Source organism: Streptomyces sp. NPDC032822 (genome assembly GCF_055578825.1).
The window spans coordinates 901,230-925,623 of sequence record NZ_JBVIOL010000001.1; the positions used below are offsets into that span (position 1 = coordinate 901,230).

The window sequence follows — 24,394 nt, forward strand, 5'->3', positions numbered from 1 at the left end:
GGGCGAGGAAACCCAGCCCGCCACCCCACCCCACCCCGCCCCCACCCTCACAGTCCCGACTCCACCGCCACCCGCAGAATCCCCCGCACCTGCGCGATGATGTCCACCCGATTCCGCACGAACTCCGCATCGGTCACCACCCCACTCCCGGGATCCGTGTTCCCCGCCCCGAACTGCAGCACAGGCGTGTGCACATGCCCACCCGGCAGCACCTCGTGCAACCCCAGCCGGTCCCGCAGCAGCGTCGCCCGGTAGGCGATCTCGTTGGAGAGGTAGTCCCCGCCACCCCCGGCCCGCGCGGTGGACCCCGGAGTCGGCCCGCCCGGCCGCACGACAGCCGCCGTACCCCCCGCCGGAATCTCGGTCACGCTCGTGTTGTCGTACACCGGGAACCGCCCGGTGGACGCGGCGACGATCTGCGCGTAGGGCAGGGTCGTGGTCGTCCACTGCGGCTGCGAGGCAGGATCGGCGACCGGCACGGTCTCGGTCCGGCCGATGTTGTCGTTGTCGCCGAAGCCGCCCCGCCAGGCCCCGTTGGTCCGCTCGACGTCGAACCGCCCGACACGCCCCTGGCTCACCGTGGTGAAGAGGTCCACCCGCTTCAGCCAGGGGCGCAGCGTCCGCTCCACGGTTCCGTCCGTGAAGTCCTGCCAGCGCACGGGGAACACGACGGTCTCGACCCGCGCCGGCCCGTCCGCGGTCTCGATCACTGTGCCGTCGAGCGCGAGCGCGGTGGCCCCGGACGGGTTGGAGATCCGGACGTCCCGGTCCAGCGTGAACGGATCGAACCCGGTGACGAGAACCCGCTTGATGCCCTTGCCGTGCTTGGCTCCCTTGACTCCGTTGATGCCCTTGCCGTGCGGATACCGGATCGCGGTCTGCCCCCGCGAGGTCCGCTCCAACTCGCCGAGCAGAGAGGCCCGTCGGGCCTCGCTCAGCCCGAACCCCGGCTCCCACGTCCGCACGTCCCGCGTCATCGCCAACCGCGCCCAGTACAACGGCCGGTCGTCGTCCCGGCTGAGGTCACCGCCCGCCGGCCCCCGCCCCTGCGCCCGCTCGACGGCCCGACGCCACAGCGCCGATCCCTCCCGTACGACGACCCGCCGCGCCTCCGCGGAGGAGCGGGCCGCGTGCAGCTCGCGGGTGAACCGGGCGCTCAGGGCGTCGAATCCGGACCGCCGGAGGATCTCCTGCGGCGCGGCCCGGTCGAGCCGCTGTTCCTCGACGGTGGGGGAGAGGGCGGTCTCGGTGGCGGAGTCCCGTGTGGACGCCTGCGCGGGCGCCGCCAGCCCGGCCACCAGGGCCAGTCCGAGTACGCCGATCCGAACACGTAGAGAGTTCAAGGGACTTCAGTTCCTTCCGTCGCGGTGGGGCGCGTGGGGCGCGAACGGCCGCAGTATCGCCTGACGGAAGTGGTCTACGCCATGGTGCGTCGCACGAAGGGGGTCGTGGTGATCAGCCTTCGCCCAGCAGCGTGAGGAAGTCCCGGAACGCGCCCGGCATGTCCACCGACTCCGGGTCCAGCAGCCACTGGTACTGCAGACCGTCCATCACGGCGACGAGCAGCGGGGCCGCGCGCTCCGGGGTGAGGCCGCTCGGCAGCCGGTCGCCGTACTCGGCGCGCAGCACCTGCGCCATGCCCGCCCGCACCTGTGTGTACCGCTCGGTGAAGTAGCCGCGGGTGGGATGTCCCTCCGTCACGCTCTCGCCGAGCAGCGCCGAGAAGGTCTGGACGATGCCCGGCCGCATCGCGTTGTACTCGACGAGCGAGACCAGCAGGTCCAGTCGCTGGGGCCGGGTCGGCACCGCGTCCCAGCGGTCCCGCTCCTCCAGTACGGCGACCAGCAGCGCGTCCTTCGTCGGGAAGTGGTGCAGCAGCCCCTGCTGGGTCAGCCCCACCCGCTCGGCCACCGCCGCCAGGCTCGCGCCCCGGTATCCGCGCTCGGCGATCACCTCCAGGGCGGCCATGACGATCGAGGCCCGCCGCTCCTCGCTCCTGACTCTCGCGCTCATGGCGTCACGGTACGACACCCACCCCAGTGGAATATAACGTCACGATAACGAAACCTACCGAGCTACAGGTAACCGATGCAGGATGGAGGAACCGCACGGACTTCAACGAGGAGGCACCGCCATGGCGGGAACCCCGACATCCCCGGACACCGAGGCGGCCGTAGCAACCGCCCTGGGCAAGCTGGACCTGGACGCCAAGACCCGGCTCCTGGCCGGCAAGGACATGTGGTCGCTGCCCGCCCTGCCGGAGATCGGCCTGGCCTCCCTCGTCATGTCGGACGGCCCGATCGGCGTCCGGGGCGTCCGCTGGACCGCCGCCGACCCGTCCATCGCGCTGCCCTCACCCACCGCCCTCGCCGCCACCTGGGACCCGGAGCTGGCCCGCCGGGCCGGCACGCTCCTCGCCCAGGAGGCCCGCCGCAAGGGCGTCCACGTGCTGCTCGCCCCCACCGTCAACCTGCACCGCTCCCCGCTCGGCGGCCGTCACTTCGAGGCGTACAGCGAGGACCCGTACCTCACCGGTCTGATCGGCTCCGGCTATGTGACCGGCGTCCAGTCCGGCGGCGTCGGCACCACCGTCAAGCACTTCGTCGCCAACGACGCCGAGACCGACCGCTTCACCGTGAACAACCTGGTCTCCGCACGCGCCCTGCGCGAGCTGTACCTGGCCCCCTTCGAGCTCATCGTCGAGAACGCCCACCCCTGGGGCATCATGACCGCCTACAACACGGTCAACGGCACGACGATGACCGAGCACCACCACCTGGTGAACGAGGTCCTGCGCGGCGAATGGGGCTTCGACGGCTTCAACGTCTCCGACTGGATGGCCGCCCGCTCCACCACCGGCGCCATCAAGGGCGGCCTCGACGTCGCCATGCCCGGCCCGCGGACCGTCTACGGCGACGCCCTCGCCCAGGCCGTGCGGGACGGCGAGGTCGAGGAGTCCACGGTCGACGACGCCGTCCGCAACGTCCTGCGGCTCGCCGCCCGCGTCGGCATCCTGGAGGGCGCCGAGCCGGCCGTCACCGCACTGCCCGACCCCGTCGACGGCGAGGCCCTGGCCCGCGAGATCGCCCGCCGCTCCTTCGTCCTGGTGCGCAACGAGGTGAGCGACGGCCGTGCCGCCCTGCCCCTGAAGCCCGGCGGCACGGTGGCGCTGACCGGCGCCGCCGCCCGCGATGCCCGCGTCCTCGGCGGCGGCTCCGCCACCGTCTTCCCGGCCCGGATCGTCTCCCCGCTCGACGGCCTCACCGCCGCCCTGCCCGACGGCACCCTCAGCTACGTCGTCGGCGCCGACCCGAACACCGAACTCGCCGTCGCCGACCAGGGCTTCGAGCTGCGCGCGGTGTGCCGTGACGCCGACGGCCAGGTCATCGGCACGGCCTCCGTCCCGAGCGGCCACATCCAGTGGATGGGGGAGGACCTCCCCGACGGCGTCACCCACGACCGCCTGCACACCGTCGAGCTCACCGGCACCTTCACCCCGCGCGAGAGCGGCCCGCACATCTTCGGCATCAAGGGCCTGGGCGCCTTCGCCCTGCGGATCGCCGGCACGACGTACTACGACGACGTCCAGCGCACCGACAAGGACGACCCCTTCGTCACCTTCTTCGAGGCCCCGGTGCCCCGCGCGCAGGCCGAACTCACCGCGGGCGAACCCGTCGAGATCTCCCTCACCCACGTCGTCCAGCTGCCCGAGGGCGTCCCGATGAAGATCGTCGGTTTCACCCTCGCCCACCAGGAACCCCGGCGCGATCCCGACGAACTGATCGCCGAGGCCGCCCGGGCCGCCCGCGCCGCCGACACGGCCGTCGTCGTGGTCGCCACCACCGAACGCGTCGAGTCCGAGGGCTACGACCGCACGGACCTCACACTCCCCGGCCGCCAGGACGACCTGGTCCGCGCGGTCGCCGCCGCCAACCCGAACACCGTCGTGATCGTCAACGCGGGCTCCCCGGTGGAACTGCCCTGGCGCGACGAGGTCGCCGCCGTCCTGCTCGGCTGGTTCCCCGGCCAGGAGGGCGGCGACGCCCTCGCCGACGTCCTGACCGGCGCCCACGAGCCCGGCGGCCGTCTCCCCACCACCTGGGGCGCCCTCGCCGACGCCCCGGTCACCCAGGTCGTCCCGGACGACGGCGAACTCGCTTACCGCGAGGGTGTCTTCATCGGCCACACCGCCTGGGAGCAGCAGGGCCGCACCCCCGTCTACCCCTTCGGCCACGGCCTCGGCTACACCGACTGGACCTACGAGTCGGTCGAGGTCCGGGGCACCACTGTCCGGGTCCGCCTCCGCAACTGCGGCGAGCGCCCCGGCCGCGAGGTCGTCCAGGTCTACCTGGCCCCCGCCGAGCCCGGCACCGAACGCCCGGCCCGCCGCCTGGCCGGCTTCGCCGGCGTCACGGCCGACCCCGGCGAGAGCGCGGAGGTCACCGTGGAACTCCCGCGCCGCGCCTTCGAGATCTGGGACGAGCAGGAAGGGGCATGGTCGTTTGTGAAGGGTTCGTACGAGATCCAGGTGAGCAGGTCGATCGCGGACCGTCGGCTCACCGCGACGATTAACGTCTGATCCGGGACAGGTTCCCCAAGAGCAGCCCCGGCCCGGGACCTGACCCCTGGGCCGGGGCTCAGTCACACCGGGCCGCAGCCACCCTGAGCTAACGGGTGGAGAACCCGTACACCGTCTCCGACCGGTACACCTCGCCCGGCCGCAGCACCGTGCTCGGGAACTCCGGGCGGTTCGGGGAGTCGGGGAAGTGCTGGGTCTCCAGCGCGATGCCGTCACCGGGCGCGAACGGCTCGCCGAGGTGGTCGGCGGTGTACAGCTGGAGGCCGGGTTCGGTGGTCGCCACGGTCAGCACCCGGCCGGACGCCGGGTCGTACAGCTCGGCGACCTCCGCGGCCTCCGGCGTCAGCCCCTTGTCGAGCACGAAGTTGTGGTCGTACCCGGAACCCGTCTTCCGCGCCTCCCGGAAGTCGAAGCGGGTGTCCGCGACCTCCTCCAGGACACCGGTCGGGATCAGGTCCGCGTCGACCGGCGTGAACCGGGAGGCGGCGATCCGCAGTTCGTGCCCGCCCGCGCTGCCCGCCCCGCCGAGGTCGAAGTAGCTGTGGTTGGTCAGGTTCACCAGGGTCGGCGCGTCCGTGACCGCCTCGTACACGAGCCGCAGCGCACCGGACTCCGTCAGCGTGTACGTCGCCGACACCTCCAGCCGCCCCGGGAAGCCCTCCTCGCCGGGGGCACTGACCCGGCTCAGCCGCACCCCGTGCTCCACCGGCGCCATGTCCCACACCCGCTTGTCGAAGCCGCGCCCGCCGCCGTGCAGGGAGTTGGGCGGGTTGTTGAGCGCGAGCGCGTACGTCCGGCCGTCCAGCGGGAAACGGCCGCCCGCGATCCGGTTCGCGTACCGCCCGACCAGAGCGCCGACATACGGTTCGGGGTGCGCCACATAGCCGTCCAGCTCCGCGAACCCCAGCACCACGTTCCCGGCCCGCCCCTCCCGGTCCGGGACCTCCACCGACTGCACGATCCCGCCGTAGGACAGGACCCGCACCCGGACGCCGGCCCGCTCCAGGGTCCAGCGGTGGACGGGAGTGCCGTCGGGCAGCGTGCCGAAGAGTTCGTTCATGCGCGGAACTTTATTTCACCGGCGCCGGAACCCTCCCGCACGCCTCCCTCAGGCCTTCTTCCCGGTGACCTCCCGATAGGCGATCTCCGCGAGCCGCGCCTGCCCGTTCACACTCGGGTGGAACCAGTCCCAGTGGCTCAACTGGGCGGTGCCGAACCGGAAGTCGTACACCGCGCCCCCGTCGAAGCGGCAGTGGCGGTCCTTCGCGCAGACCTCCCCCAACACCTCGTTGTAGTCCTCCACCCGCCGCTGCACGGTGTCCCGCCGCTCGGTCGCCGCCGCGTCCAGGGCGTCCGCGTCGCCCAGCATCGACGGGCACAGGCCCAGCTTCCACACCTGCTTGCCCATCGGGTTCGTCCGCCCCTGGGACCAGAGCCGCTTCAGGTTCGGCACGCTCGCCACATACACCTGCGCCTTCGGCGCGGCCTTGCGCAGCGCGCTCACCGCGTCCTCGAAGTCGGCGCGGAAGGCGGACACCGACGTCATCACCGACGTACTGGACCGGCAGGCGTCGTTCGCCCCCACCATCACCGCCACCAGCGCCGGCTTGCGCACCGCCGCCCGGGTCATCTGACCGGGCAGGTCCGCCATCCGCGCCCCGGTCACCGCGTAGTTCCAGCTCCGCTCGGCCGCCTTCGCCCTCCCCAGCAGCCGTACGGCGAGACTGTCGACCTTCGTGCTGCTGCCCGTCGCCCACGACACCTCGGGGCAGTCCGACAGCACCGAACACGCGTCGAAACCGCGGGTGATCGAGTCCCCGACGGCGGCCACCGACGCCGGGCTGCTGTCCCAGGCCGGCGTCGGCTTCGGGGACGGCTTGGACTGCCGCGCCCCGGTGCCGGTCGGCCCTGGCGAATTGCCCCCCACGGCGTCACAGCCGGTGACGCCCAGGACGGACGCCGTCAGGACGGCGAGAACGGCGCGCGAGCGATGCCCCTGCTTCCGCATCCGGTGGTGATCCCCTCGGTCGTCGAACGACGTGTCGTCGGCTGATGTGTCGTGAGCTGATGTCATGAAAGGCGAAAAAGGTCCTCCTCCCATAACAACGCGCGCGAGTTCCCGACGCCCACCGCGCAACGGTTCACCCCCGTCCTGGCGTCCTGCCGGGTGAATGGCGGGGTTTCGGGGCACCGGGACCGACGGTACGTCACACTCCTCGCGCCGCCGCACGGTAGCCTCGCCATCAACGTGGCCCCGGCCACTGCCGTCCGTCAGTTCGCAAGATGTCCCGCTCTGCCCGGAGGTCCCGGTGACGACACGTGGAGTTCTGTACGTGCACTCCGCGCCGCGCGCGCTGTGCCCACACGTCGAGTGGGCCGTCGCCGGGGTGCTCGGCACACGCGTCAACCTCGACTGGATCCGGCAGCCCGCCGCGCCCGGCACCTGGCGCTCCGAGTTCTCCTGGCAGGGTCAGGTCGGCACCGCCTCCAAACTGGCCTCCGCGCTGCGCGGCTGGCACCTGCTGCGCTTCGAGGTCACCGCGGAGCCCTGCCCCACCGCCGAGGGCGAGCGCTACAGCTGCACCCCCGAACTCGGCATCTACCACGCCGTCACCGGCATCCACGGCGACATCCTGATCCCGGAGGACCGCCTGCGCGCGGCGCTGCTCCGCAGCCAGCACGGAGAGACGGACCTGGAGGGTGAACTCGCCAAGCTCCTCGGCAAGCCCTGGGACGACGAACTGGAGCCGTTCCGGTACGCGGGCGAGGGCGCGCCGGTGCGCTGGCTGCACCAGGTGGTCTGAAGTACGGAACAGCGCTCCGAAGTTCTGAACGGGGCTCCGAAGTCCTGAACAGGGAAGGGCCCCCACCGACCGGTGGGGGCCCTTCCCTGCGTGCAGACGTCTGTCAGACCGAACGGAACGCCAGCACCACGTTGTGCCCGCCGAACCCGAACGAGTCGTTCAGCGCGGCGATCCGGCCCTCGACCGGCAGCTTCCGGGCCTCGCCGCGCACGATGTCGGCGTTGGCCTCGGCCTCCGGGTCGAGGTTCTCGACGTTGATGGTCGGCGGGGCCACCCGGTGGTACAGCGCGAGCACCGTCGCCACCGACTCGACACCGCCCGCACCGCCCAGCAGGTGACCGGTCATCGACTTGGTCGCGGAGACCGCCATGTGGTCGGCGTCGTCGCCGAACACCTGGCGCAGCGCCTTCAGCTCGGCGACGTCACCGGCCGGCGTCGAGGTGGCGTGCGCGTTGACGTGCACGATCTCGGCGGGGTCCAGGTCGGTGCCGGCCAGCAGGTTCCGCAGGGCCGCCGCGATACCGCGCCCCTCCGGCTCCGGCTGCACGATGTCGTGGCCGTCGGCCGAGATGCCCTGGCCGACCGCCTCCGCGTAGACCCGGGCGCCGCGCGCGGCGGCGTGCTCGGCGGACTCCAGGACGATCACGCCGGAGCCCTCGCCCATCACGAAGCCGTCGCGACCCGTGTCGTAGGGACGCGAGGCGCCCTCGGGGTCGTCGTTGTTCTTGGACATCGCCATCATGTTGCCGAACGCGGCGATCGGCAGCGGGTGGATCGCCGCCTCCGTGCCGCCCGCGACGACGACGTCGGCGCGGCCCGTCCGGATCATCTCGATGGCGTAGCCGATGGCCTCGGCGCCCGACGCGCAGGCGGAGACCGGGGTGTGCACGCCCGCGCGGGCGCCGACCAGCAGGCCCACGTTGGCGGACGGGCTGTTCGGCATCAGCATGGGGACGGTGTGCGGGGAGACGCGGCGGACGCCCTTCTCCTTGAGCACGTCGTACTGGTCGAGGAGGGTCGTCACACCACCGATGCCGGAGGCGATGACCGCGCCGAGCCGGTCGGGGTCGGCGGCGTCGTCCTCACCCGCCCTGGCGGTGTAGCCGGCGTCGGCCCACGCCTCCTTGGCCGCGATCAGCGCGAACTGCGCCGAGCGGTCCAGTCGGCGGGCCTGTGGCCGTGGAATGACCTCGGTCGGTTCCACGGCGATCTGAGCGGCGATGCGGACCGCCTGGTCGGCGGCCCACTCCTGCTCCAGGGGCTTGACGCCGGACTTGCCGGCGACCAGGCCCTCCCAGGTCGAGGCTGCGTCGCCACCCAGCGGTGTGGTTGCGCCGATACCGGTGACGACCACGGTGCGATTGGTCGAGCTCACGGGAATTCTTTCTCCAACGGATACGAGGATTCAGCGGCGCCACCGCCGGGTGGCGGGGCAGGCTCCGGGGCCTAGAGGATCAGCCCTGGTTCTTGAGGATGTACGCGGTCGCGTCGCCGACCGTCTTGAGGTTCTTGACGTCCTCGTCGGGGATCTTGACGTCGAAGCGCTCTTCGGCGGCGACGACGACCTCGACCATGGACAGCGAGTCGACGTCCAGGTCGTCGGTGAAGGACTTGTCCAGCTGGACGTCCTCAACCGGGATGCCGGCGATCTCGTTCACGATGTCGGCGAGACCGGCGACGATCTCTTCCTGAGTGGCGGCCATGTCAGGCGCTCCTTCTTAGTGTTTCCGAGGGTGTGGCGTTGCCCGCCGCGTGGAGCGGCGGGTGAGTACAGCCGCACCGGATCGCGTGATCCGGCACGGAGTGCCTAGGGGAGGGTAACGACCGTCGCGGCGTACACGAGACCCGCCCCGAAACCGATGACGAGCGCGGTGTCGCCGCTCTTCGCTTCGCCGGTCGCCAGGAGCCGCTCCATCGCGAGCGGAATCGAGGCGGCCGAGGTGTTGCCGGTGGTGCGCACGTCACGCGCGACCGTGACGTGCTCCGGCAGCTTGAGTGTCTTCACCATCGAGTCGATGATCCGCTCGTTGGCCTGGTGGGGAATGAAGACGTCCAGGTCGTCCGAGCTGATCCCGGCCGCGTCCAGCGCCTGCTGGGCGACCTTCGCCATCTCGAACACGGCCCAGCGGAACACCGCCTGGCCTTCCTGCGTGATCGCCGGGAACTTGGCGACCTCGCCGTCGCGGTAGTCCGTCCACGGCACGGTCTGCCTGATCGTCTCGGACTTGTCGCCCTCGGAGCCCCAGACCGTGGGACCGATCGCGGGCTCCGGGGAGGGGCCCACGACGACCGCGCCCGCGCCGTCGCCGAACAGGAAGGCGGTGGCCCGGTCCTCCAGGTCGGTCAGGTCGGACAGCCGCTCCACGCCGATGACGAGGACGTACTCCGCGCTGCCCTCGACGACCATGCCCTTGGCGAGGGTCAGGCCGTAGCCGAAGCCCGCGCAGCCGGCCGAGATGTCGAAGGCGGCGGCCTTGTTGGTGCCGAGCTTGTCGGCGATCTCGGTGGCGACGGCCGGGGTCTGCTTGAAGTGCGAGACGGTCGAGACGATCACGCCGCCGATCTGCTCGGCGGAGATCCCGGCGTCGGCGATCGCCTTGCCGGAGGCCTCGATCGACATGGCCGCGACGGTCTCCTCGTCGTTGGCCCAGTGCCGGGTCTCGATGCCGGAGCGCGAGCGGATCCACTCGTCGGACGAGTCGATCGTTTCGAGGATCACCTCGTTCGGCACGACCCGGGTGGGGCGGTAGCCGCCCACACCGAGGATCCGCGCGTACGGGGCGCCCTTGCTGGGCTTGATCTTCGACATTGCTGTCCGGGCTCCTTGTCAGGCGCCCGCCGCGTCAGCGGCAGGTGGGGTTGTCTCGGCGATGAGCTCGCGAGCGGCGTCGAGGTCGTCGGGGGTCTTGAGGGCCAGCGTCTTCACACCGGGCAGCGCGCGCTTGGCGAGGCCGGTCAGGGTGCCGCCGGGGCAGATCTCGATCAGGGCGGTGACGCCGAGTTCCTTGAAGGTCTCCATACAGAGGTCCCAGCGGACCGGGTTGGCGACCTGGCCGACCAGCCGCGCGACGATCTCGTCGCCGGTCGCGACGGTCCTGCCGTCCTTGTTCGAGACGTAGGTGATCTTCGGGTCGGCGGGCGTCAGGGCCTCGGCGGCCTTCGCCAGCGCGTCGACCGCGGAAGCCATGTGGTGGGTGTGGAAGGCGCCGGCCACCTTGAGCGGGACGACCTTGCGGACGCCCTCGGGCTTGTTCTCGTTCAGCGCCGCGAGCTGCTCCAGGGTGCCCGCGGCGACGATCTGCCCGGCCCCGTTCACGTTCGCCGGGGTCAGGCCGAGCTTCTCCAGGTGCGCGACGCTCACCTCGGGGTCGCCGCCGAGCAGCGCCGACATCCCGGTCTCGGTGACGGCGGCGGCCTCGGCCATCGCCAGACCCCGCTTGCGGACCAGGGTCAGCGCGGCGGTGTCGTCGAGGACGCCCGCGAAGGCGGCGGCGGTGATCTCGCCGACGCTGTGTCCCGCGACGGCGCCCGGCGTGAGGTCACCGAGTGCCGCGGCGGACAGGATCCCGGCCGCGACAAGGAGCGGCTGGGCCACCGAGGTGTCGCGGATCTCGTCCGCGTCGGCCTGAGTGCCGTAACGGGCGAGGTCCAGTCCGATGGCGTCGGACCACGCGGCGACGCGGTCGGCGGCACCGGGAAGTTCGAGCCAGGAGGTCAGGAAGCCGGGCGTCTGGGCGCCCTGGCCGGGAGCGACGAGTACGAGCACTCTCACACTCTCTCTTGTGGACGGCCACGACCGCCCGTGGGGACAGGGACGAAGAACACGAGGGGGTTTTGTGGGGCCCCGACAAAAGACTAGGTCTGGAGATCTCCGTCGGCCAGACGTCCCAGGATCAGCGCGATGCGCAACGTGAACGCCGAACGTACATCGGAGGGCGACCATCCGGTGACGTCAGTCACACGTCGGAGCCGGTAGCGCACGGTGTTGGGGTGGACGAAGAGCATCCGTGCGGCGCCTTCGAGACTGCTCGCCTGTTCGAGATAGACCGACAGCGTCTCCAGGAGTGCCGAGCCGGCTTCCTCCAGCGGTCTGTAGATCTCCTCCACCAGTTGGTCGCGGGCCGCGGGGTCGCCGGCCATCGCGCGCTCGGGGAGCAGATCGTCCGCCAGTACCGGTCGCGGGGCGTCCTGCCAGGCAGAACACGCCTTGAGGCCCGCTGCGGCGGCCTGCGCGGACCGGGTGGCGGCCTCCAGATCGGGTACGACGGGCCCCGCCACCACCGGCCCGGCGGCAAACGGGCCGATCAGCGACTTGGCGACGGCGAGCGGGTTGTCGCTGCCGCCCGCGATGACCACGAGGCGGGCTCCGAGCACTCCGGTCAGGACCTGGAGCTTGGCGTGCCGGGCGGCCCGGCGGATGGCCTCGACGGTCAACTCGCTGTCACCGTCGGGGGCGGTGCCCAACACCACGCACACATGCTCGGGCGAGTTCCAGCCGAGGGCGGCGGCCCGGCTGACGGCCCCCTCGTCGGCCTCCCCGCTGAGCACCGCGTTCACGACCAGGGACTCCAGGCGCGCGTCCCAGGCACCTCGTGCCTCGGCGGCCTGGGCGTACACCTGGGCGGTCGCGAAGGCGATCTCGCGGGCGTACACGAGCAGCGCCTCGCGCAGGATGTTCTCGTCGCCGGGGGCCGCCACCTCGTCGATGGCCGACTCCATGACCTCGATCGTGGTGCGCACCATCTCGACGGTCTGCCGCAGGGTGATCGCCCTGGTCAGCTCGCGGGGCGCGGTGCCGAAGACATCGGTGGAGATGGCCTGGGGGGCGTCCGGGTGCCGGAACCACTCGGTGAAGGCGGCGATACCGGCCTGGGCGACGAGCCCGATCCAGGAGCGGTTCTCCGGAGGCATCGCCCGGTACCACGACAGCGTCTCGTCCATCCGCTGGATGGCCTGCGCGGCGAGCTGCCCGGACGACCTCTCCAGTCGCTTCAGGGTCGCGACGTGCGGGTGGGCAGCGGTCGCGGCGGGATCGCCTGCGTGGGATTCGGGTTCGGGCACGGGACAAGACTGCCTTATCCGGACGGGAGTACGCGCCGCCGGGTGCGGGGTGAAGGACTACGGTGGTCCGCGTGATGGACGTACGGCGTGCCACCGAGCGCTACCGAGGCGGTGACCCGGAGGCCGGGATCGAGTCGCTCCACGCCTTCTCCTTCGGGCCGCACTACGACCCCGACAACCTGCGCTTCGGCGCGCTGATCGCCTGCAACGAGGAGTGGCTCGCCCCCGGTGCCGGTTTCGACGAGCACCCGCACAGTCACACCGAGATCGTCACGTGGGTCGTCGAGGGCGCGCTGACCCACCGCGACTCGGCGGGCCACGAGAGCGTGGTCCGTGCCGGGGACGTCCAGCGCCTCAGCGCGGCGGCGGGCGTCCGGCACGTCGAGCGCAACGACGGCCCGGGGGCCCTGACCTTCGTCCAGATGTGGCTCGCCCCGCTGGAGCCCGGCGGCGACCCGTCCTACGAGATCGTCCACGGCATCGCGGACTCCACCCCGTACGCCGTCCCGGAGGCGGGCGCGATGCTCCACGTCCGCCGACTGGGGGCGGGGGAGCGCACGGCGGTACCGGACGGGGCGCGTGCCTACGTCCATGTCGTACGCGGCGAAGTGACCCTGGACGGCGTCCACTTGACCTCGGGCGACGCGGCCCGCATCGCGGACGCGAAGGACCTGGAGGCGGTGGGGGTGACGGGGGCGGAGCTCCTGATCTGGGAGCTGACGGACTGACCGGGGCTCCCCCCGAACCCTCACGGGTTGCGCCCACCCTTTGAGCGACCGAGTCGGGTGGTGGGTGGGCACAGGTCGGGGGTCCAGGGGGCGGAGCACCCTGGGGGCCTCAGCTCCGGGTCTCCGTCAGTACCGCGTCCGTGAACGCCGGCCACACCTCGGCCGCCCAGGGTCCGAAGGCGCGGTCGGTGAGGGCCACGCAGGCGAGCCCCGCGTCCGGGTCGATCCAGAGGAACGTACCGGACTGGCCGAAGTGGCCGAAGGTGCGCGGGGAGGACGAGGATCCGGTCCAGTGCGGCGACTTGCCGTCGCGGATCTCGAAGCCGAGACCCCAGTCGTTCGGGTTCTGGTGGCCATAGCCCGGCAGGACACCCTTGGTGCCCGGGTACTGGACGGTCATCGCGTCGGCGACCGTACGCGGGTCGAGCAGCCGCGGTGCCTGGACCTCCGAGGCGAACCGCACCAGGTCGTCCACCGTCGAGACCCCGTCCTTCGCGGGCGAGCCCTCCAGCGACGTCGACGCCATGCCCAGCGGCTCCAGCACCGCCTGCCGCAGATACTCCGCGAACGGGATCTCCGTGGCCTTGGCGATGTGGTCGCCGAGCTGCTCGAACCCGGCGTTGGAGTACAGCCGCCGCTCCCCGGGCGGGGCCGTCACCCGGTGCTCGTCGAAGGCCAGCCCCGAGGTGTGCGCGAGCAGATGACGGACCGTCGCGCCGGGCGGCCCGGCCGGTTCGTCGAGCTCGATCGCGCCCTCCTCGTACGCGACGAGGGCGGCGTACGCGGCGAGCGGCTTGGTGACCGAGGCCAGCGGGAAGCGCTGCCCGGCCGGGCCGTGGGCACCGAGGAGGGTGCCGTCCGCCCGTACGACGGCCGCCGAGGCGGTCGGAACCGGCCAGTTCTCGATCAAGCTGAGGCTCTGCAAGGACATGCGGTCGAGCCTAAGCGGCTCAGAGCATGAGCCCCATCGTGGGGTCCGGCTTGCGGGCGAAGCCGAGGGCGGCGTACAGCGGCTCGGCCTCCTCGGACGCGGTCAGCAGGACCTGCCCGGCGCCCCGCTCGCGGAACCAGGCGAGGAGCTCCTCCATGCATGCGCGCGCGTAGCCGCGGCGGCGCGCGTCCGGCTCGGTGGCGACGCTGAAGACGTACCCGGAGACCCCGCGCGGGTTCCCCGCCTTCCCGATCCGGTAGTCGATGGTCCCGGCGACCAGCGCCGCCAGCACCCCGGGCCGGTCCGGGTGGTCGACGACGAACGCCGCGAAGTCCCGGTCCGGCTCCGCGAGCCGCGCACGCAGGGCCGGCAGTCCCTCCGCGTGCCACGCCGTGTCCCCGGCGTCGGGACCGGGCATCGAATCGATCATCACCTGGCGCAGACGCAGTACTTCCGCTGCGTCCTCGGTCGTGGCACGGCGTACGAGACTCATGACGAGCACGCTAGCCATCACCCCCGCCCCAGGTCCTGCCCATTTCTTACCGGTACCGCTTGCTTGGAGTGCACTCCAAGGCCATAGCGTGGAGGTCATGACGGTGATGGAGACCGAGACCACCGGGGCAGGTGCCGACAGCTGTGCCGGCCCGCCGCATTCCGCCCGGCGTCCGGACGGCCAGGACAGCTACACGATCAGCGAGGTCGTCGCGCTCACCGGGCTGACCGCGCACACCCTGCGCTGGTACGAGCGCATCGGCCTGATGCCGCACGTCGACCGCTCGCACACCGGGCAGCGTCGCTACTGCAACCGCGACCTCGACTGGCTCGACCTGGTCGGCAAGCTCCGGCTGACCGGCATGCCGGTCGCGGACATGGTGCGGTACGCGGAACTGGTCCGCGAGGGCGACGACACCTACACCGACCGCTTCGAGCTGCTGAAGGCGACCCGCGAGGACGTGCTCACGCGGATCGCGGAACTCAACGACACGCTCGCGGTCCTCGACCGGAAGATCAATTTCTACGCGGACGCCGGGCGGGCCCTGGCGTCGGAGAGGTCCCGATGACGGACGGCACGATCCCCGCGGTACGGCTCGGCGACGACGGCCCCGAGGTCGGCGTACAGGGCCTCGGCTGCATGGGCATGAGCTTCGCGTACGGCCCCACGGACTCCGGCGAGTCGAGGGCCACTCTGGAACGGGCCCTGGAACTCGGCGTCACCCTGTACGACACGGCGGACGCGTACGGCGCCGGGGAGAACGAGAAGTTCCTCTCCCCGTTCTTCAAGGCGCACCGCGACGAGGTGGTCGTCGCCACCAAGTTCGCCCTCTCGATCCCGCCGGACGACCCGACCAGGCGGGTCGTCCGCAATGACCGGCCCTATGTCCGCGAGGCCGTCGAGGCGAGCCTGAAGCGCCTGGACGTCGACGTGATCGACCTCTACTACATGCATCGCCGCGATGTGAACGTGCCGATCGAGGACACCGTCGCCGCCATGGCCGAGCTGGTCCGCGAGGGCAAGGTCAAGCACCTGGGCCTGAGCGAGGTCACCGGCGCGGAGCTGCGGGCCGCGCAGGCCGTCCACCCGATCGCCGCCGTGCAGTCGGAGTGGTCCCTGTTCAGCCGGGACATCGAGGCGAACGTGGTGCCGGCCGCCCGCGAACTGGGCGTCGCGCTCGTCCCGTACTCCCCGCTCGGCCGCGGCTTCCTCACCGGGTCCTTCGCCGACGCCGACCAGGACCTCACCGCCGACGACTTCCGCCGCCAACAGCCCCGCTTCACCGGCGAGAACGCGACCGCCAACGGGGCGCTGCTGGAACCGATCCGCGAGGTGGCCAGGGCCCACGGCGCCTCCTCGGGCCAGATCGCCCTGGCCTGGGTCCAGCAGCAGGCGCGGATCCACGACCTGCCGGTGGTCCCGATCCCGGGCACCCGCAAGGTCGGCAGGATCGAGGAGAACACGGCGGCGACGGGGATCGAGCTGACGGAGGCCGAACTGGCCGTACTGGACGCGATCGCCGCGAAGGTGGCGGGCAACCGCTACGCGGACATGACGTTCAGTTCCGCGGGCAGGGAGTAGGGAACGCCGGTAGGGGGCGCGGTGCCGTATCGATGTGCGGGCGCGCCGCGTGGGCGCGGGCAACGACACACGACCCGCACCCGGCACCGCATCCCCTACAGCTCGGCCAGCAACTCGGCCTTCTTCACGGAGAACTCCTCGTCGGTCACCAACCCGGCCTGATGCAGCTCCCCGAGATGCCGGATCCGCTCGGCGATATCGGCGGGGTCCCGGCGCGTCGCGGCGGTGGCCGGGACGGCCGCCCCCGCGGAGCGGTCGCGTACCGCGGCCAACACCGCTGCCGCGAACGGCAGTGACTCGTGGACCGGCCCGTATCCGAGCCCGAACACCAGGGCCGCCGGATCCTGGTCGGCCGGCGTGGGCGGCGCTCCGGTGTCCCGGTCCCGTCGCTCCAGTCGCAGGTGCCCCTCGAACAGCTCCGGGGACCGCCACTGCACCCCGCTCAGCTCGGTCACCGGAAAGCTCTGGTCGCCGGCCTTCCACTTCGCCGACGACGCCCCGGTCCAGAACCAGCGGAAGCCGACGGTCCTGCCGTCGAAGGACGCCTTCCCGTCGTACGCCTTGAACTGCAGGGGCACTTGGGGGGCCGGCACCAGGAACCGTTCGGCGGGCTCGTCGCCCGCGTCGGTCAACCGGTCGCGCAGCTCGTCGGCGTAGTACTCGGCGAGCGTCTCCTTGTCGGCGGGCAGGACCAGCCGGTAGGGATCGCAGCCGTCCTTCAGCTGGCCCGCGGCCGCCTCCATCAACGGATCGGCGCCGGGGCGTGGCAGGGCGTGCAGTACCACGGACCCGCGTTTGCCGGGTGTGAGTGTGACGCCGGCGATCGCATGCAGGGGGATACGGCGTTCCCCCAGTGCCTGGAACAACTTGGGTGTCCGAATGCCCCGTTCGTAACGGATGAGCACGGAGTCGGACTCGAACTCCCAGGCGGCATGAAATCCGGCCAGTACGTCACCCATGCGGCTCATCGTATGCGGCACGAGCTCCTTCGTCCCCTCCCCGCGCAAACCGCGGTTTCTTCGTCTCTACGCGCGTCCGGCCGACGCCGTCCCGGACAAACCCGTCCGGCAGACCTCGGTATCGCCCGCGCAGTGCACCGAGCGGTATGCGCCAATGCCGATCTCCGCGAAGTTCAGCAGGCTCTCCGTACCCGGTTCGAAATAGCCGCTGTGTCCGTCGGCACCCCGCGCCGACAGCACCCGCGCGCCGAACGCGGCGGACATCGGGTCCGCCCCGTGACCGAGACCGCCGACCTCCAGATACGGCACGTCCTGGATCCAGTCGTCGGCGTCCCGCATCGCCCACACATGCGCGGAGGTGTGGAGGCTGGACGCCTTCGCGGCCCGCATCCCGGGACTGCCGGCCACCGCTATGTCGGAGACCCGGTCCGGCATCGAGCGGGCGGCGAGGCCGCACACCACGGAGCCGTAGCTGTGGCAGAACAGGGAGACCGGGGTCTTCCCGGGCAGGGCCCGCACCAGCGCGTTCAGCCGGACCGCGCCGTCGGTCGCGCGCATCGCGGTGGCCGAGTCGATACCGAGCCCGCTGGGCGCGGTGTAGTCGGCCCAGGCGATGACCGCGGTGCGCGTCGACGGGCTCGCCGTGCGCTCGGCCTGGTAGAGGGCCTTGGCCATGCCGACGGGCGCGGAGTATCTGCGGTTGGTGCGCTGGAAGGTGAGCAGGTCGGTGTCGACGCCGGGGACGACGACCGAGACCCGCTCCGCCTTGCCCAGGCTGCCGAAGACCTCGGCGACCCGGCCCGAGCCGTCGGGGTCGAAGGCGAGGACGTGGCGGCCCTTGGTCATCAGCGACGCGTAGCGGTGCATGCGCCGCCCGGCCTCCTGCTGGCCGTCGGCGGTGAGCCGGATGTCGCGCATGCGCTTCAGCTCGACCTTGTGGGCCTGTCCGAGGGCGATCCGGTTGGCCCGGTAGCGCAGCTCGACGGGGGCGCCGTTCATGTTGCCGACGGCGAGCGGATAGCGCCGGGCGAGGCCGGTGCGCTGCTGTGCGGTCAGCGAGGCGAAGAAGCGGGCGAGACGGTGGGGCGTCGTCTCCCCGGGGTCCGGGAGCCGGTGCCCGGCGACGCTTCCGTGCTCCCACTCGGAGAGCGAGGCCTGCATCGCGGTACTGCTGTGCTGACTGCGCAGTGCCGTCCAGCCGGTGGTCGCCAGCATCACGAACACCACGGCCAGCGCGAGCACTGCGCGCCAGACGTTCAGTTGCGGGGAGGTGTCGAAGGAAGTCACTGAAAGGACACACTAGGAGAACGAGAGGGTCTCGCGTTAACCAAGTGGCGTGAATCACGTTTGGTCAAATCGGCATATTTCCGCCCATAGTGCGGGCACCTTCAGGCCGTTCGCCAGTTTCCCGCCAAGGACGGTCCCACCTGTTCGAGGTACGCGACCGTCAACGCGCGCATCGCGTCGAGGCTGGAGTCCCCGCGCGCGCTCCACTGCCGCTCGGTGACCCGCATCACCCCGCTGAACACGGCCACCGTCAGCCGCGGGCGCGGATCGCCGTCCACGTCCACCCCCTCGCGTTCGGCCAGTACCCGCGCGATGGTCTCCTCCACCTCGGTGGAGCGGCGCAGATGGGCGGCGAGCAGCACCGGCGTCGACTCGATCACCTGGTACATCCGCAGATACAGCTCCACCGGTACGACGGACTCGACGATCTCGTTGAGCGTGTCCCAGCCCTCCAGGACGGCCTGCCGCAGCGCCTCCATCGGCGCCTCGTGCGCCGGGCGCTCGCGCACCGACTCCACGAAGCGGGCCAGCGTGAGCTCCGCGACGGAGAGCGCGGCCTCCTCCTTGTTGGCGAAGTAACGGAAGAAGGTGCGCTGCGAGACGTCGACCGCGTCGGCGATGTCGTCGACGGTCGTCCCGTCGTAGCCCCGGCTGGTGAACAGTTCGAGGGCGGACCGCATCAGCGCTTCGCGGGTGCGTTGTTTCTTGCGCTCACGCAGTGTTTCCATAGCCGTCAGTTACTGTCTTGTGAATTGGTTTGTCAATTGTCAGAGGCTGTCATTAGCCTCGCGGGTATGACTAGTCAGACCACCATCGACAAGACGGGGCCGGGGGACGGGACACCGGCCGCCCCGTCGGACCAGCCGCCCGCCGGCGGGCTGCGCGGCCACCCCTGGTTCACGCTCATCACCGTCGCGGTCGGGGTCATGATGGTGGCCCTCGACGGCACCATCGTGGCGATCGCCAACCCGGCCATCCAGCAGGACCTCAAGGCGAGCTTCGCCGACGTCCAGTGGATCACCAACGGCTACTTCCTCGCCCTCGCGGTCTCCCTGATCACCGCGGGCAAGCTCGGTGACCGCTTCGGCCACCGCCAGACCTTCCTGATAGGCGTCGTCGGATTCGCCGCCGCCTCCGGCGCCATCGGCATGTCCAGCAGCATCGCCGCGGTCGTCACCTTCCGGGTCCTGCAGGGCCTGTTCGGCGCGCTGCTGATGCCGGCCGCGCTCGGCCTGCTGCGCGCGACCTTCCCTGCCGAGAAGCTCAACATGGCCATCGGTATCTGGGGCATGGTCATCGGGGCCTCCACCGCGGGCGGCCCGATCCTCGGCGGCGTGCTCGTCGAGCACGTCAACTGGCAGTCGGTGTTCTTCATCAACGTGCCGGTCGGCATCCTCGCCGTCGTCCTCGGCGCGGTGATCCTGCTCGACCATCGCGCGGAGAACGCCCCGCGCTCCTTCGACATCCTGGGCATCGCGCTGCTGTCGGCCGCCATGTTCTGTCTGGTGTGGGCGCTCATCAAGGCCCCCGCGTGGGGCTGGGGTTCCGGCACCACCTGGACGTTCCTGCTGGTCGCCGTCGCCGGCTTCGGGCTCTTCGCCTTCTGGGAGACGAAGGTCAAGGAGCCGCTGATCCCGCTGGCGCTGTTCCGCTCGGTCCCGCTCTCCGCGGGTGTCGTGCTGATGGTGATGATGGCCATCGCCTTCATGGGCGGCCTGTTCTTCGTCACCTTCTATCTGCAGAACGTGCACGGCATGAGCCCGATCGACGCCGGTCTGCACCTGCTGCCGCTCACCGGCATGATGATCGTCGGCTCCCCGCTCGCGGGCGCGATGATCACCAAGCTCGGCCCGCGCATTCCGCTGGCCGGCGGCATGGCGGCCACCGCCCTCGCCATGTACGGCATGTCGACGCTGGAGACGGACACCGGCAGCGCCGTCATGTCCCTCTGGTTCGCCCTGCTGGGTCTCGGCCTCGCGCCCGTCATGGTCGGCGCCACCGAGGTCATCGTCGGCAACGCCCCGATGGAGCTCTCCGGTGTCGCCGGTGGTCTCCAGCAGGCCGCGATGCAGATCGGTGGCAGCCTCGGTACGGCCGTCCTCGGCGCCGTGATGGCCTCCAAGGTCGACAGCGACCTCGCGGGCAACTGGGCGGACGCCGGGCTTCCGCAGCTCGCCCCGACCCAGCTGGACCAGGCCTCGGAAGCCGTCCAGGTCGGTATGCCGCCGGTCGCCCCGGGCACTCCGGAGGCCGTCGCGGTGAAGATCACCGACGTCGCGCACGCCACCTTCATCTCCGGCATGAGCCTGGCCTCCCTGGTCGCGGCCGGGGTCGCGGCCGTCGCCGTCCTGGTGGCGCTGCTCACCAAGCGCGGCGTGAACGCGGAGGCGGGCGCGGGCGTCGGGCACATCTGACGCCGGGCGCACACCCGTTGCCGAACTCGGGGAGGAACGGGCGGAGTTCCCCTATCAGGGTGACAACGCTAAAGATTCCTCGCACCCGGTACGCGCCGCAGGTCACAGTGGGTCAAGCCCTCCGGTACGGCACGTTCCCCAGGCAAGTTCGGGGACGTTCGTACGACAAACGGAGGCGACCGGATCTGCGGCGCGCTGCCGGAGGGGGGCGGCGCGCCGCAAGGCCGGGGGATGGGTGAGCGCAACCGGGGTACCCGCATGGTCGAACCCGGAAAGAACCCGAATCAACCGATGGGTTCAGGGAGTTGACGATGGCGGCTTTCGGACAAGGAACGCGCAAACGCCCCCGCTCGCGTGGCCGGACGTGGTCCCGGAGCGGGCCGGACAGCGCGACGCTCGGAATCATCGGAGTCATCTGCGCGATCGCCGGATTCTTCGTGCTGGGGATCATCCTCGGCCCCGTGGCGATCATCTGCGGCTGGCTGGCCATGGGCCGCACCTGGACGGGCAGCCGTTCCGTCCCGGCCCTGGTCGCCGTGGTGCTGGGCGCCATCGACACGCTCCTGGCGGTCATCTGGCTCGCCGGAGCGGCAACCCCGGCCACCGGACTGTTCTGACCGACCCGGGCGAGCACAAGAGCAGGGCCCCCGGTGGGACGCGCCGGGGGCCCGCTCCTGCCCGGGCGTCCCGCTCAACGGGGCACCCCACCGCGTCACCCGGCGTCCGGATGTTCCCCTCCGCCCGGTGAACGGCATGGAGAGGCCCCCACCGGCCCGCGGGCCGGTGGGGGCCTCTCGCGGAGCGCTACGCGTCGCCGCCCGCGGCCCCCGGGTCCGCCGCCGCGACGTCGAGCAGCTGGTACCGGTCGATGGCCTGCTTCAGCGCCGACCGGTCGACCTTGCCCTCCCTGGCCAGCTCGGTCAGCACGCCCAGCACGATCGACTGCGCGTCGATGTGGAAGTGCCGGCGGGCCGCCCCGCGGGTGTCGGCGAAACCGAACCCGTCCGCGCCCAGCGACTGGTACGTCCCCGGCACCCACCGCGCGATCTGGTCCGGAACCGATCGCATCCAGTCGGAGACGGCCACGAACGGGCCCCCGGCGTCGGCGAGTTTCCGTGTCACGTACGGCACCTGCTGCTCCTCCTCGGGGTGCAGCAGATTGTGCTCCTCGGCGGCCACGGCCTCGCGCCGCAGCTCGTTCCAGGAGGTCGCCGACCAGACGTCGGCCTTCACGTTCCACTCCTCGGCGAGGATCCGCTGCGCCTCGATCGCCCACGGCACCGCGACGCCGGACGCGATGATCTGCGCCGGGATCGACCCCGAAGTGCCCTCGCTGTAGCGGTGGATGCCCTTGAGGATGCCCTCGACGTCCACGCCGTCCGGCTCGGCCGGATGCTGGATCGGCTCGTTGTAGACGGTGAGGTAGTAGAAGACGTTCTCGCTGTCGGGCCCGTACATCCGGCGCAGACCGTCCTGCACGATGTGCGCGATCTCGAACCCGAACGCCGGGTCGTACGCCACACAGCCCGGGTTGGTCGAGGCGAGCAGCTGCGAGTGGCCGTCCGCGTGCTGGAGGCCCTCACCGGTCAGGGTCGTACGGCCGGCGGTCGCGCCCAGGACGAAACCGCGCGCCAACTGGTCGGCCATCTGCCAGAACTGGTCGCCGGTGCGCTGGAACCCGAACATCGAGTAGAAGACGTACACCGGGATGAGCGGTTCGCCGTGCGTGGCGTACGAGGAACCCGCGGCGATCAGCGAGGCGGTGCAGCCCGCCTCGGAGATGCCGTCGTGCAGCATCTGCCCGGTCGGCGACTCCTTGTAGGCGAGCAGCAGATCGCGGTCCACGGCCTCGTACTGCTGCCCCAGCGGGTTGTAGATCTTCGCACTCGGGAAGAAGGAGTCCATGCCGAAGGTGCGGTACTCGTCCGGCGCGATCAGCACGAACCGCTTGCCGATCTCCTTGTCCCGCATGAGGTCCTTGAGGAGCCGCACAAAGGCCATGGTCGTCGCGATGGACTGCTGACCCGAGCCCTTCTTCACGGACGCGTAGGTCTTGTCCTCCGGCAGTGCGAGCGGCTTCGCACGCACCACACGCGTCGGGACGTAGCCGCCGAGCGAGTTGCGGCGGTCGTGCATGTACTGGATCTCCTCCGAGTCCCGGCCCGGGTGGTAGTAGGGCGGCACGCCCGACTCCAGCTCCTGGTCGGAGATCGGCAGGTGCAGCCGGTCGCGGAAGCCCTTGAGGTCGGCGACCGTCAGCTTCTTCATCTGGTGCGTGGCGTTGCGGCCCTCGAAGTTCGGGCCCAGCGTCCAGCCCTTGATCGTCTTGGCGAGGATCACCGTCGGCTGGCCCTTGTGCTCCGCGGCCGCCTTGTACGCCGCGAAGATCTTCCGGTGGTCGTGACCGCCGCGGCCCAGGTGCAGGATCTGGTCGTCGGTCATGCCCTCGACCATCGCGCGCAGCCGCTGGTCGTCGCCGAAGAAGTGGTCGCGGATGTACCCGCCGGTCTCGGTGGCGTACGTCTGGAACTGGCCGTCCGGCGTGGTGTTCATCTTGTTGACCAGCACGCCGTCGCGGTCCTGCGCCAGCAGCGGGTCCCAGGAGCGGTCCCAGACCAGCTTGATGACGTTCCAGCCGGCGCCCCGGAAGATCGACTCCAGCTCCTGGATGATCTTTCCGTTGCCGCGTACCGGGCCGTCGAGCCGCTGGAGGTTGCAGTTGACGACGAAGGTGAGGTTGTCCAGGCCCTCGCGGGCGGCGATGGACAGCTGGCCGAGCGACTCCGGCTCGTCCATCTCGCCGTCCCCGAGGAACGCCCACACCTGCGACTTGGAGGTGTCCGCGATCCCGCGCGCGTGGAGGTAGCGGTTCATCCGGGCCTGGTAGATCGCGCCGATCGGGCCGAGGCCCATGGACACGGTCGGGAACTCCCAGAAGTCCGGCATCAGCCGCGGGTGCGGGTAGCTGGACAGCCCGTGGGGCGCCTTCGACTTCTCCTGGCGGAAGGCGTCCAGGTTCTGCTCGTCCAGCCGGTCGAGGAGGAAGGCGCGGGCGTAGATGCCGGGGGAGGCGTGGCCCTGGAAGAAGATCTGGTCGCCGCCGTCGCCCTCGTCCTTGCCGCGGAAGAAGTGGTTGAAGCCGACGTCGTAGAGCGAGGCCGAGGAGGCGAAGGTGGCGATGTGGCCGCCGACGCCGATACCGGGGCGCTGGGCGCGCGAGACCATGACCGCGGCGTTCCACCGGGTCGCGTTGAGGATCTTGCGCTCGATCTCCTCGTTGCCCGGGAAGAAGGGCTCGGCCCTGGTGGCGATGGTGTTGACGTAGTCCGTGCTGCGCATCTCCGGCACGGCCACGCGCCGCTCGCGGGCGCGCTCGATGAGCCGGAGCATCAGGTAACGGGCCCGCTCCCGGCCGCGTTCGTCGACCGCGGCGTCAAGGGAGTCGAGCCACTCCTGGGTCTCCTCGGGGTCGAAGTCAGGAACCTGACTCGGAAGGCCGCCAATGATGATCGGATTGCGATCGGATCCGGAAGCCACGCTGTTCCTTACCTGTCAGA

The 24,394-nt window shown here is 71.1% G+C and carries 21 protein-coding genes and 3 pseudogenes; 9 read left to right on the forward strand and 15 right to left on the reverse strand.

From position 1 onward, the window contains the following. Positions 1–47 precede the first annotated feature (47 nt). Complete coding sequence (locus ACZ5VD_RS04190) at positions 48–1,343, reverse strand: pyroglutamyl-peptidase I (protein ID WP_468680597.1); 1,296 nt, start codon at positions 1,341–1,343, stop codon at positions 48–50. A 112-nt stretch (positions 1,344–1,455) separates the two neighbouring features. Beyond that, on the reverse strand, positions 1,456–2,031 hold the full coding sequence (locus ACZ5VD_RS04195) for a TetR/AcrR family transcriptional regulator (RefSeq protein ID WP_468550775.1): 576 nt from the start codon (positions 2,029–2,031) through the stop codon (positions 1,456–1,458). A gap of 253 nt (positions 2,032–2,284) precedes the next feature. On the opposite strand from ACZ5VD_RS04195, the pseudogene ACZ5VD_RS04200 reads away from it, so the two are divergent. The 3 pseudogenes from ACZ5VD_RS04200 to ACZ5VD_RS04210 all read left to right on the forward strand — a co-directional run. Then, positions 2,285–2,983, forward strand: a pseudogene (locus ACZ5VD_RS04200) (glycoside hydrolase family 3 protein); the annotation flags it as partial. A gap of 129 nt (positions 2,984–3,112) precedes the next feature. Then, positions 3,113–4,234 (forward strand): annotated as a pseudogene (locus tag ACZ5VD_RS04205) (glycoside hydrolase family 3 protein); the annotation flags it as partial. Positions 4,235–4,342: 108 nt separating this feature from the next. Then, a pseudogene (locus ACZ5VD_RS04210) lies at positions 4,343–4,579 on the forward strand (fibronectin type III-like domain-contianing protein); the annotation flags it as partial. An 88-nt stretch (positions 4,580–4,667) separates the two neighbouring features. Here ACZ5VD_RS04210 and ACZ5VD_RS04215 read toward each other — a convergent pair. Both ACZ5VD_RS04215 and ACZ5VD_RS04220 read right to left on the reverse strand, forming a co-directional pair. After that, on the reverse strand, positions 4,668–5,639 hold the full coding sequence (locus tag ACZ5VD_RS04215; RefSeq protein ID WP_468550774.1) for an aldose epimerase family protein: 972 nt from the start codon (positions 5,637–5,639) through the stop codon (positions 4,668–4,670). 48 nt (positions 5,640–5,687) lie between these two features. Continuing rightward, entirely contained in the window at positions 5,688–6,587 is a 900-nt protein-coding gene (locus ACZ5VD_RS04220; protein ID WP_468680968.1) for an SGNH/GDSL hydrolase family protein, read from the reverse strand. 301 nt (positions 6,588–6,888) lie between these two features. Between ACZ5VD_RS04220 and ACZ5VD_RS04225 the strand changes: the two genes are divergently transcribed. Beyond that, the gene (locus tag ACZ5VD_RS04225) at positions 6,889–7,383 is read left to right on the forward strand and encodes a DUF3145 domain-containing protein (protein WP_468550773.1); all 495 of its coding nucleotides are present in this window, start codon (positions 6,889–6,891) and stop codon (positions 7,381–7,383) included. 103 nt (positions 7,384–7,486) lie between these two features. Here the strand turns inward: ACZ5VD_RS04225 and fabF are convergent, their stop codons facing one another. From fabF to ACZ5VD_RS04250, 5 genes are all read right to left on the reverse strand, one after another. After that, entirely contained in the window at positions 7,487–8,758 is a 1,272-nt protein-coding gene (gene fabF / locus ACZ5VD_RS04230; RefSeq protein WP_468550772.1) for a beta-ketoacyl-ACP synthase II, read from the reverse strand. Between the two features lie 79 nt (positions 8,759–8,837). Beyond that, positions 8,838–9,086 (reverse strand): acyl carrier protein, encoded by a 249-nt coding sequence (locus tag ACZ5VD_RS04235; protein WP_109001422.1) that lies wholly within the window; start codon positions 9,084–9,086, stop codon positions 8,838–8,840. Positions 9,087–9,190: 104 nt separating this feature from the next. Next, positions 9,191–10,192 carry a beta-ketoacyl-ACP synthase 3 gene (locus ACZ5VD_RS04240; protein WP_468550771.1) on the reverse strand — a complete coding sequence of 334 codons (1,002 nt, stop codon included), beginning with the start codon at positions 10,190–10,192 and terminating at the stop codon, positions 9,191–9,193. Between the two features lie 18 nt (positions 10,193–10,210). Next, positions 10,211–11,149 carry an ACP S-malonyltransferase gene (locus tag ACZ5VD_RS04245; RefSeq protein ID WP_468550770.1) on the reverse strand — a complete coding sequence of 313 codons (939 nt, stop codon included), beginning with the start codon at positions 11,147–11,149 and terminating at the stop codon, positions 10,211–10,213. Positions 11,150–11,238: 89 nt separating this feature from the next. After that, entirely contained in the window at positions 11,239–12,444 is a 1,206-nt protein-coding gene (locus tag ACZ5VD_RS04250; RefSeq protein WP_468550769.1) for a PucR family transcriptional regulator, read from the reverse strand. 74 nt (positions 12,445–12,518) lie between these two features. On the opposite strand from ACZ5VD_RS04250, the gene ACZ5VD_RS04255 reads away from it, so the two are divergent. Then, complete coding sequence (locus ACZ5VD_RS04255; protein ID WP_468680599.1) at positions 12,519–13,172, forward strand: pirin family protein; 654 nt, start codon at positions 12,519–12,521, stop codon at positions 13,170–13,172. 109 nt (positions 13,173–13,281) lie between these two features. On the opposite strand, the gene ACZ5VD_RS04260 is transcribed toward ACZ5VD_RS04255, so the two are convergent. Together ACZ5VD_RS04260 and ACZ5VD_RS04265 are read right to left on the reverse strand one after the other, a co-directional pair. Next, positions 13,282–14,103, reverse strand: coding sequence for a serine hydrolase domain-containing protein (locus ACZ5VD_RS04260; RefSeq protein ID WP_468680601.1), 822 nt, complete (start codon positions 14,101–14,103; stop codon positions 13,282–13,284). 19 nt (positions 14,104–14,122) lie between these two features. Next, entirely contained in the window at positions 14,123–14,596 is a 474-nt protein-coding gene (locus tag ACZ5VD_RS04265) for a GNAT family N-acetyltransferase (RefSeq protein WP_468550766.1), read from the reverse strand. Positions 14,597–14,693: 97 nt separating this feature from the next. Between ACZ5VD_RS04265 and ACZ5VD_RS04270 the strand changes: the two genes are divergently transcribed. Beyond that, positions 14,694–15,164 (forward strand): MerR family transcriptional regulator, encoded by a 471-nt coding sequence (locus ACZ5VD_RS04270; protein ID WP_468550765.1) that lies wholly within the window; start codon positions 14,694–14,696, stop codon positions 15,162–15,164. Then, a complete protein-coding gene (locus tag ACZ5VD_RS04275) occupies positions 15,161–16,177 on the forward strand; it encodes an aldo/keto reductase (protein WP_468680603.1) in 1,017 nt (338 codons plus the stop codon). Before ACZ5VD_RS04270 ends, ACZ5VD_RS04275 begins: the two co-directional genes overlap by 4 nt. Positions 16,178–16,272: 95 nt before the next feature. Here ACZ5VD_RS04275 and ACZ5VD_RS04280 read toward each other — a convergent pair whose 3' ends face one another. The 3 genes from ACZ5VD_RS04280 to ACZ5VD_RS04290 form a co-directional block, all read right to left on the reverse strand. Next, entirely contained in the window at positions 16,273–17,136 is an 864-nt protein-coding gene (locus ACZ5VD_RS04280; RefSeq protein WP_468550763.1) for a DUF4429 domain-containing protein, read from the reverse strand. 66 nt (positions 17,137–17,202) lie between these two features. Beyond that, positions 17,203–18,423, reverse strand: a complete 1,221-nt coding sequence (locus ACZ5VD_RS04285) for an alpha/beta hydrolase (protein WP_468680605.1) — start codon at positions 18,421–18,423, stop codon at positions 17,203–17,205. 101 nt (positions 18,424–18,524) lie between these two features. Then, the gene (locus tag ACZ5VD_RS04290; protein WP_468550761.1) at positions 18,525–19,151 is read right to left on the reverse strand and encodes a TetR family transcriptional regulator; all 627 of its coding nucleotides are present in this window, start codon (positions 19,149–19,151) and stop codon (positions 18,525–18,527) included. Between the two features lie 66 nt (positions 19,152–19,217). Between ACZ5VD_RS04290 and ACZ5VD_RS04295 the strand changes: the two genes are divergently transcribed. Next, complete coding sequence (locus ACZ5VD_RS04295) at positions 19,218–20,837, forward strand: MFS transporter (protein WP_468680607.1); 1,620 nt, start codon at positions 19,218–19,220, stop codon at positions 20,835–20,837. A 311-nt stretch (positions 20,838–21,148) separates the two neighbouring features. Further along, positions 21,149–21,454: a small hydrophobic protein gene (locus tag ACZ5VD_RS04300; protein WP_468680609.1), complete on the forward strand. Its 306-nt coding sequence runs from the start codon at positions 21,149–21,151 to the stop codon at positions 21,452–21,454. Positions 21,455–21,641: 187 nt separating this feature from the next. Here ACZ5VD_RS04300 and aceE read toward each other — a convergent pair whose 3' ends face one another. Then, positions 21,642–24,374: a pyruvate dehydrogenase (acetyl-transferring), homodimeric type gene (aceE, locus tag ACZ5VD_RS04305; RefSeq protein WP_468680611.1), complete on the reverse strand. Its 2,733-nt coding sequence runs from the start codon at positions 24,372–24,374 to the stop codon at positions 21,642–21,644. Positions 24,375–24,394 lie beyond the last annotated feature (20 nt).

What these genes read in the sequence shown, in the direction of transcription:
- ACZ5VD_RS04235 (WP_109001422.1), bottom strand. Translation starts at nt 9,086, where the DNA reads ATGGCCGCCACTCAGGAAGAGATCGTCGCCGGTCTCGCCGACATCGTG.
- ACZ5VD_RS04275 (WP_468680603.1), top strand. Translation starts at nt 15,161, where the DNA reads ATGACGGACGGCACGATCCCCGCGGTACGGCTCGGCGACGACGGCCCC.
- ACZ5VD_RS04280 (WP_468550763.1), bottom strand. Translation starts at nt 17,136, where the DNA reads ATGGGTGACGTACTGGCCGGATTTCATGCCGCCTGGGAGTTCGAGTCC.
- ACZ5VD_RS04265 (WP_468550766.1), bottom strand. Translation starts at nt 14,596, where the DNA reads ATGAGTCTCGTACGCCGTGCCACGACCGAGGACGCAGCGGAAGTACTG.
- ACZ5VD_RS04215 (WP_468550774.1), bottom strand. Translation starts at nt 5,639, where the DNA reads ATGAACGAACTCTTCGGCACGCTGCCCGACGGCACTCCCGTCCACCGC.
- ACZ5VD_RS04240 (WP_468550771.1), bottom strand. Translation starts at nt 10,192, where the DNA reads ATGTCGAAGATCAAGCCCAGCAAGGGCGCCCCGTACGCGCGGATCCTC.
- ACZ5VD_RS04270 (WP_468550765.1), top strand. Translation starts at nt 14,694, where the DNA reads ATGACGGTGATGGAGACCGAGACCACCGGGGCAGGTGCCGACAGCTGT.
- ACZ5VD_RS04220 (WP_468680968.1), bottom strand. Translation starts at nt 6,587, where the DNA reads ATGCGGAAGCAGGGGCATCGCTCGCGCGCCGTTCTCGCCGTCCTGACG.
- ACZ5VD_RS04300 (WP_468680609.1), top strand. Translation starts at nt 21,149, where the DNA reads ATGGCGGCTTTCGGACAAGGAACGCGCAAACGCCCCCGCTCGCGTGGC.
- ACZ5VD_RS04295 (WP_468680607.1), top strand. Translation starts at nt 19,218, where the DNA reads ATGACTAGTCAGACCACCATCGACAAGACGGGGCCGGGGGACGGGACA.
- ACZ5VD_RS04255 (WP_468680599.1), top strand. Translation starts at nt 12,519, where the DNA reads ATGGACGTACGGCGTGCCACCGAGCGCTACCGAGGCGGTGACCCGGAG.
- ACZ5VD_RS04260 (WP_468680601.1), bottom strand. Translation starts at nt 14,103, where the DNA reads ATGTCCTTGCAGAGCCTCAGCTTGATCGAGAACTGGCCGGTTCCGACC.
- ACZ5VD_RS04290 (WP_468550761.1), bottom strand. Translation starts at nt 19,151, where the DNA reads ATGGAAACACTGCGTGAGCGCAAGAAACAACGCACCCGCGAAGCGCTG.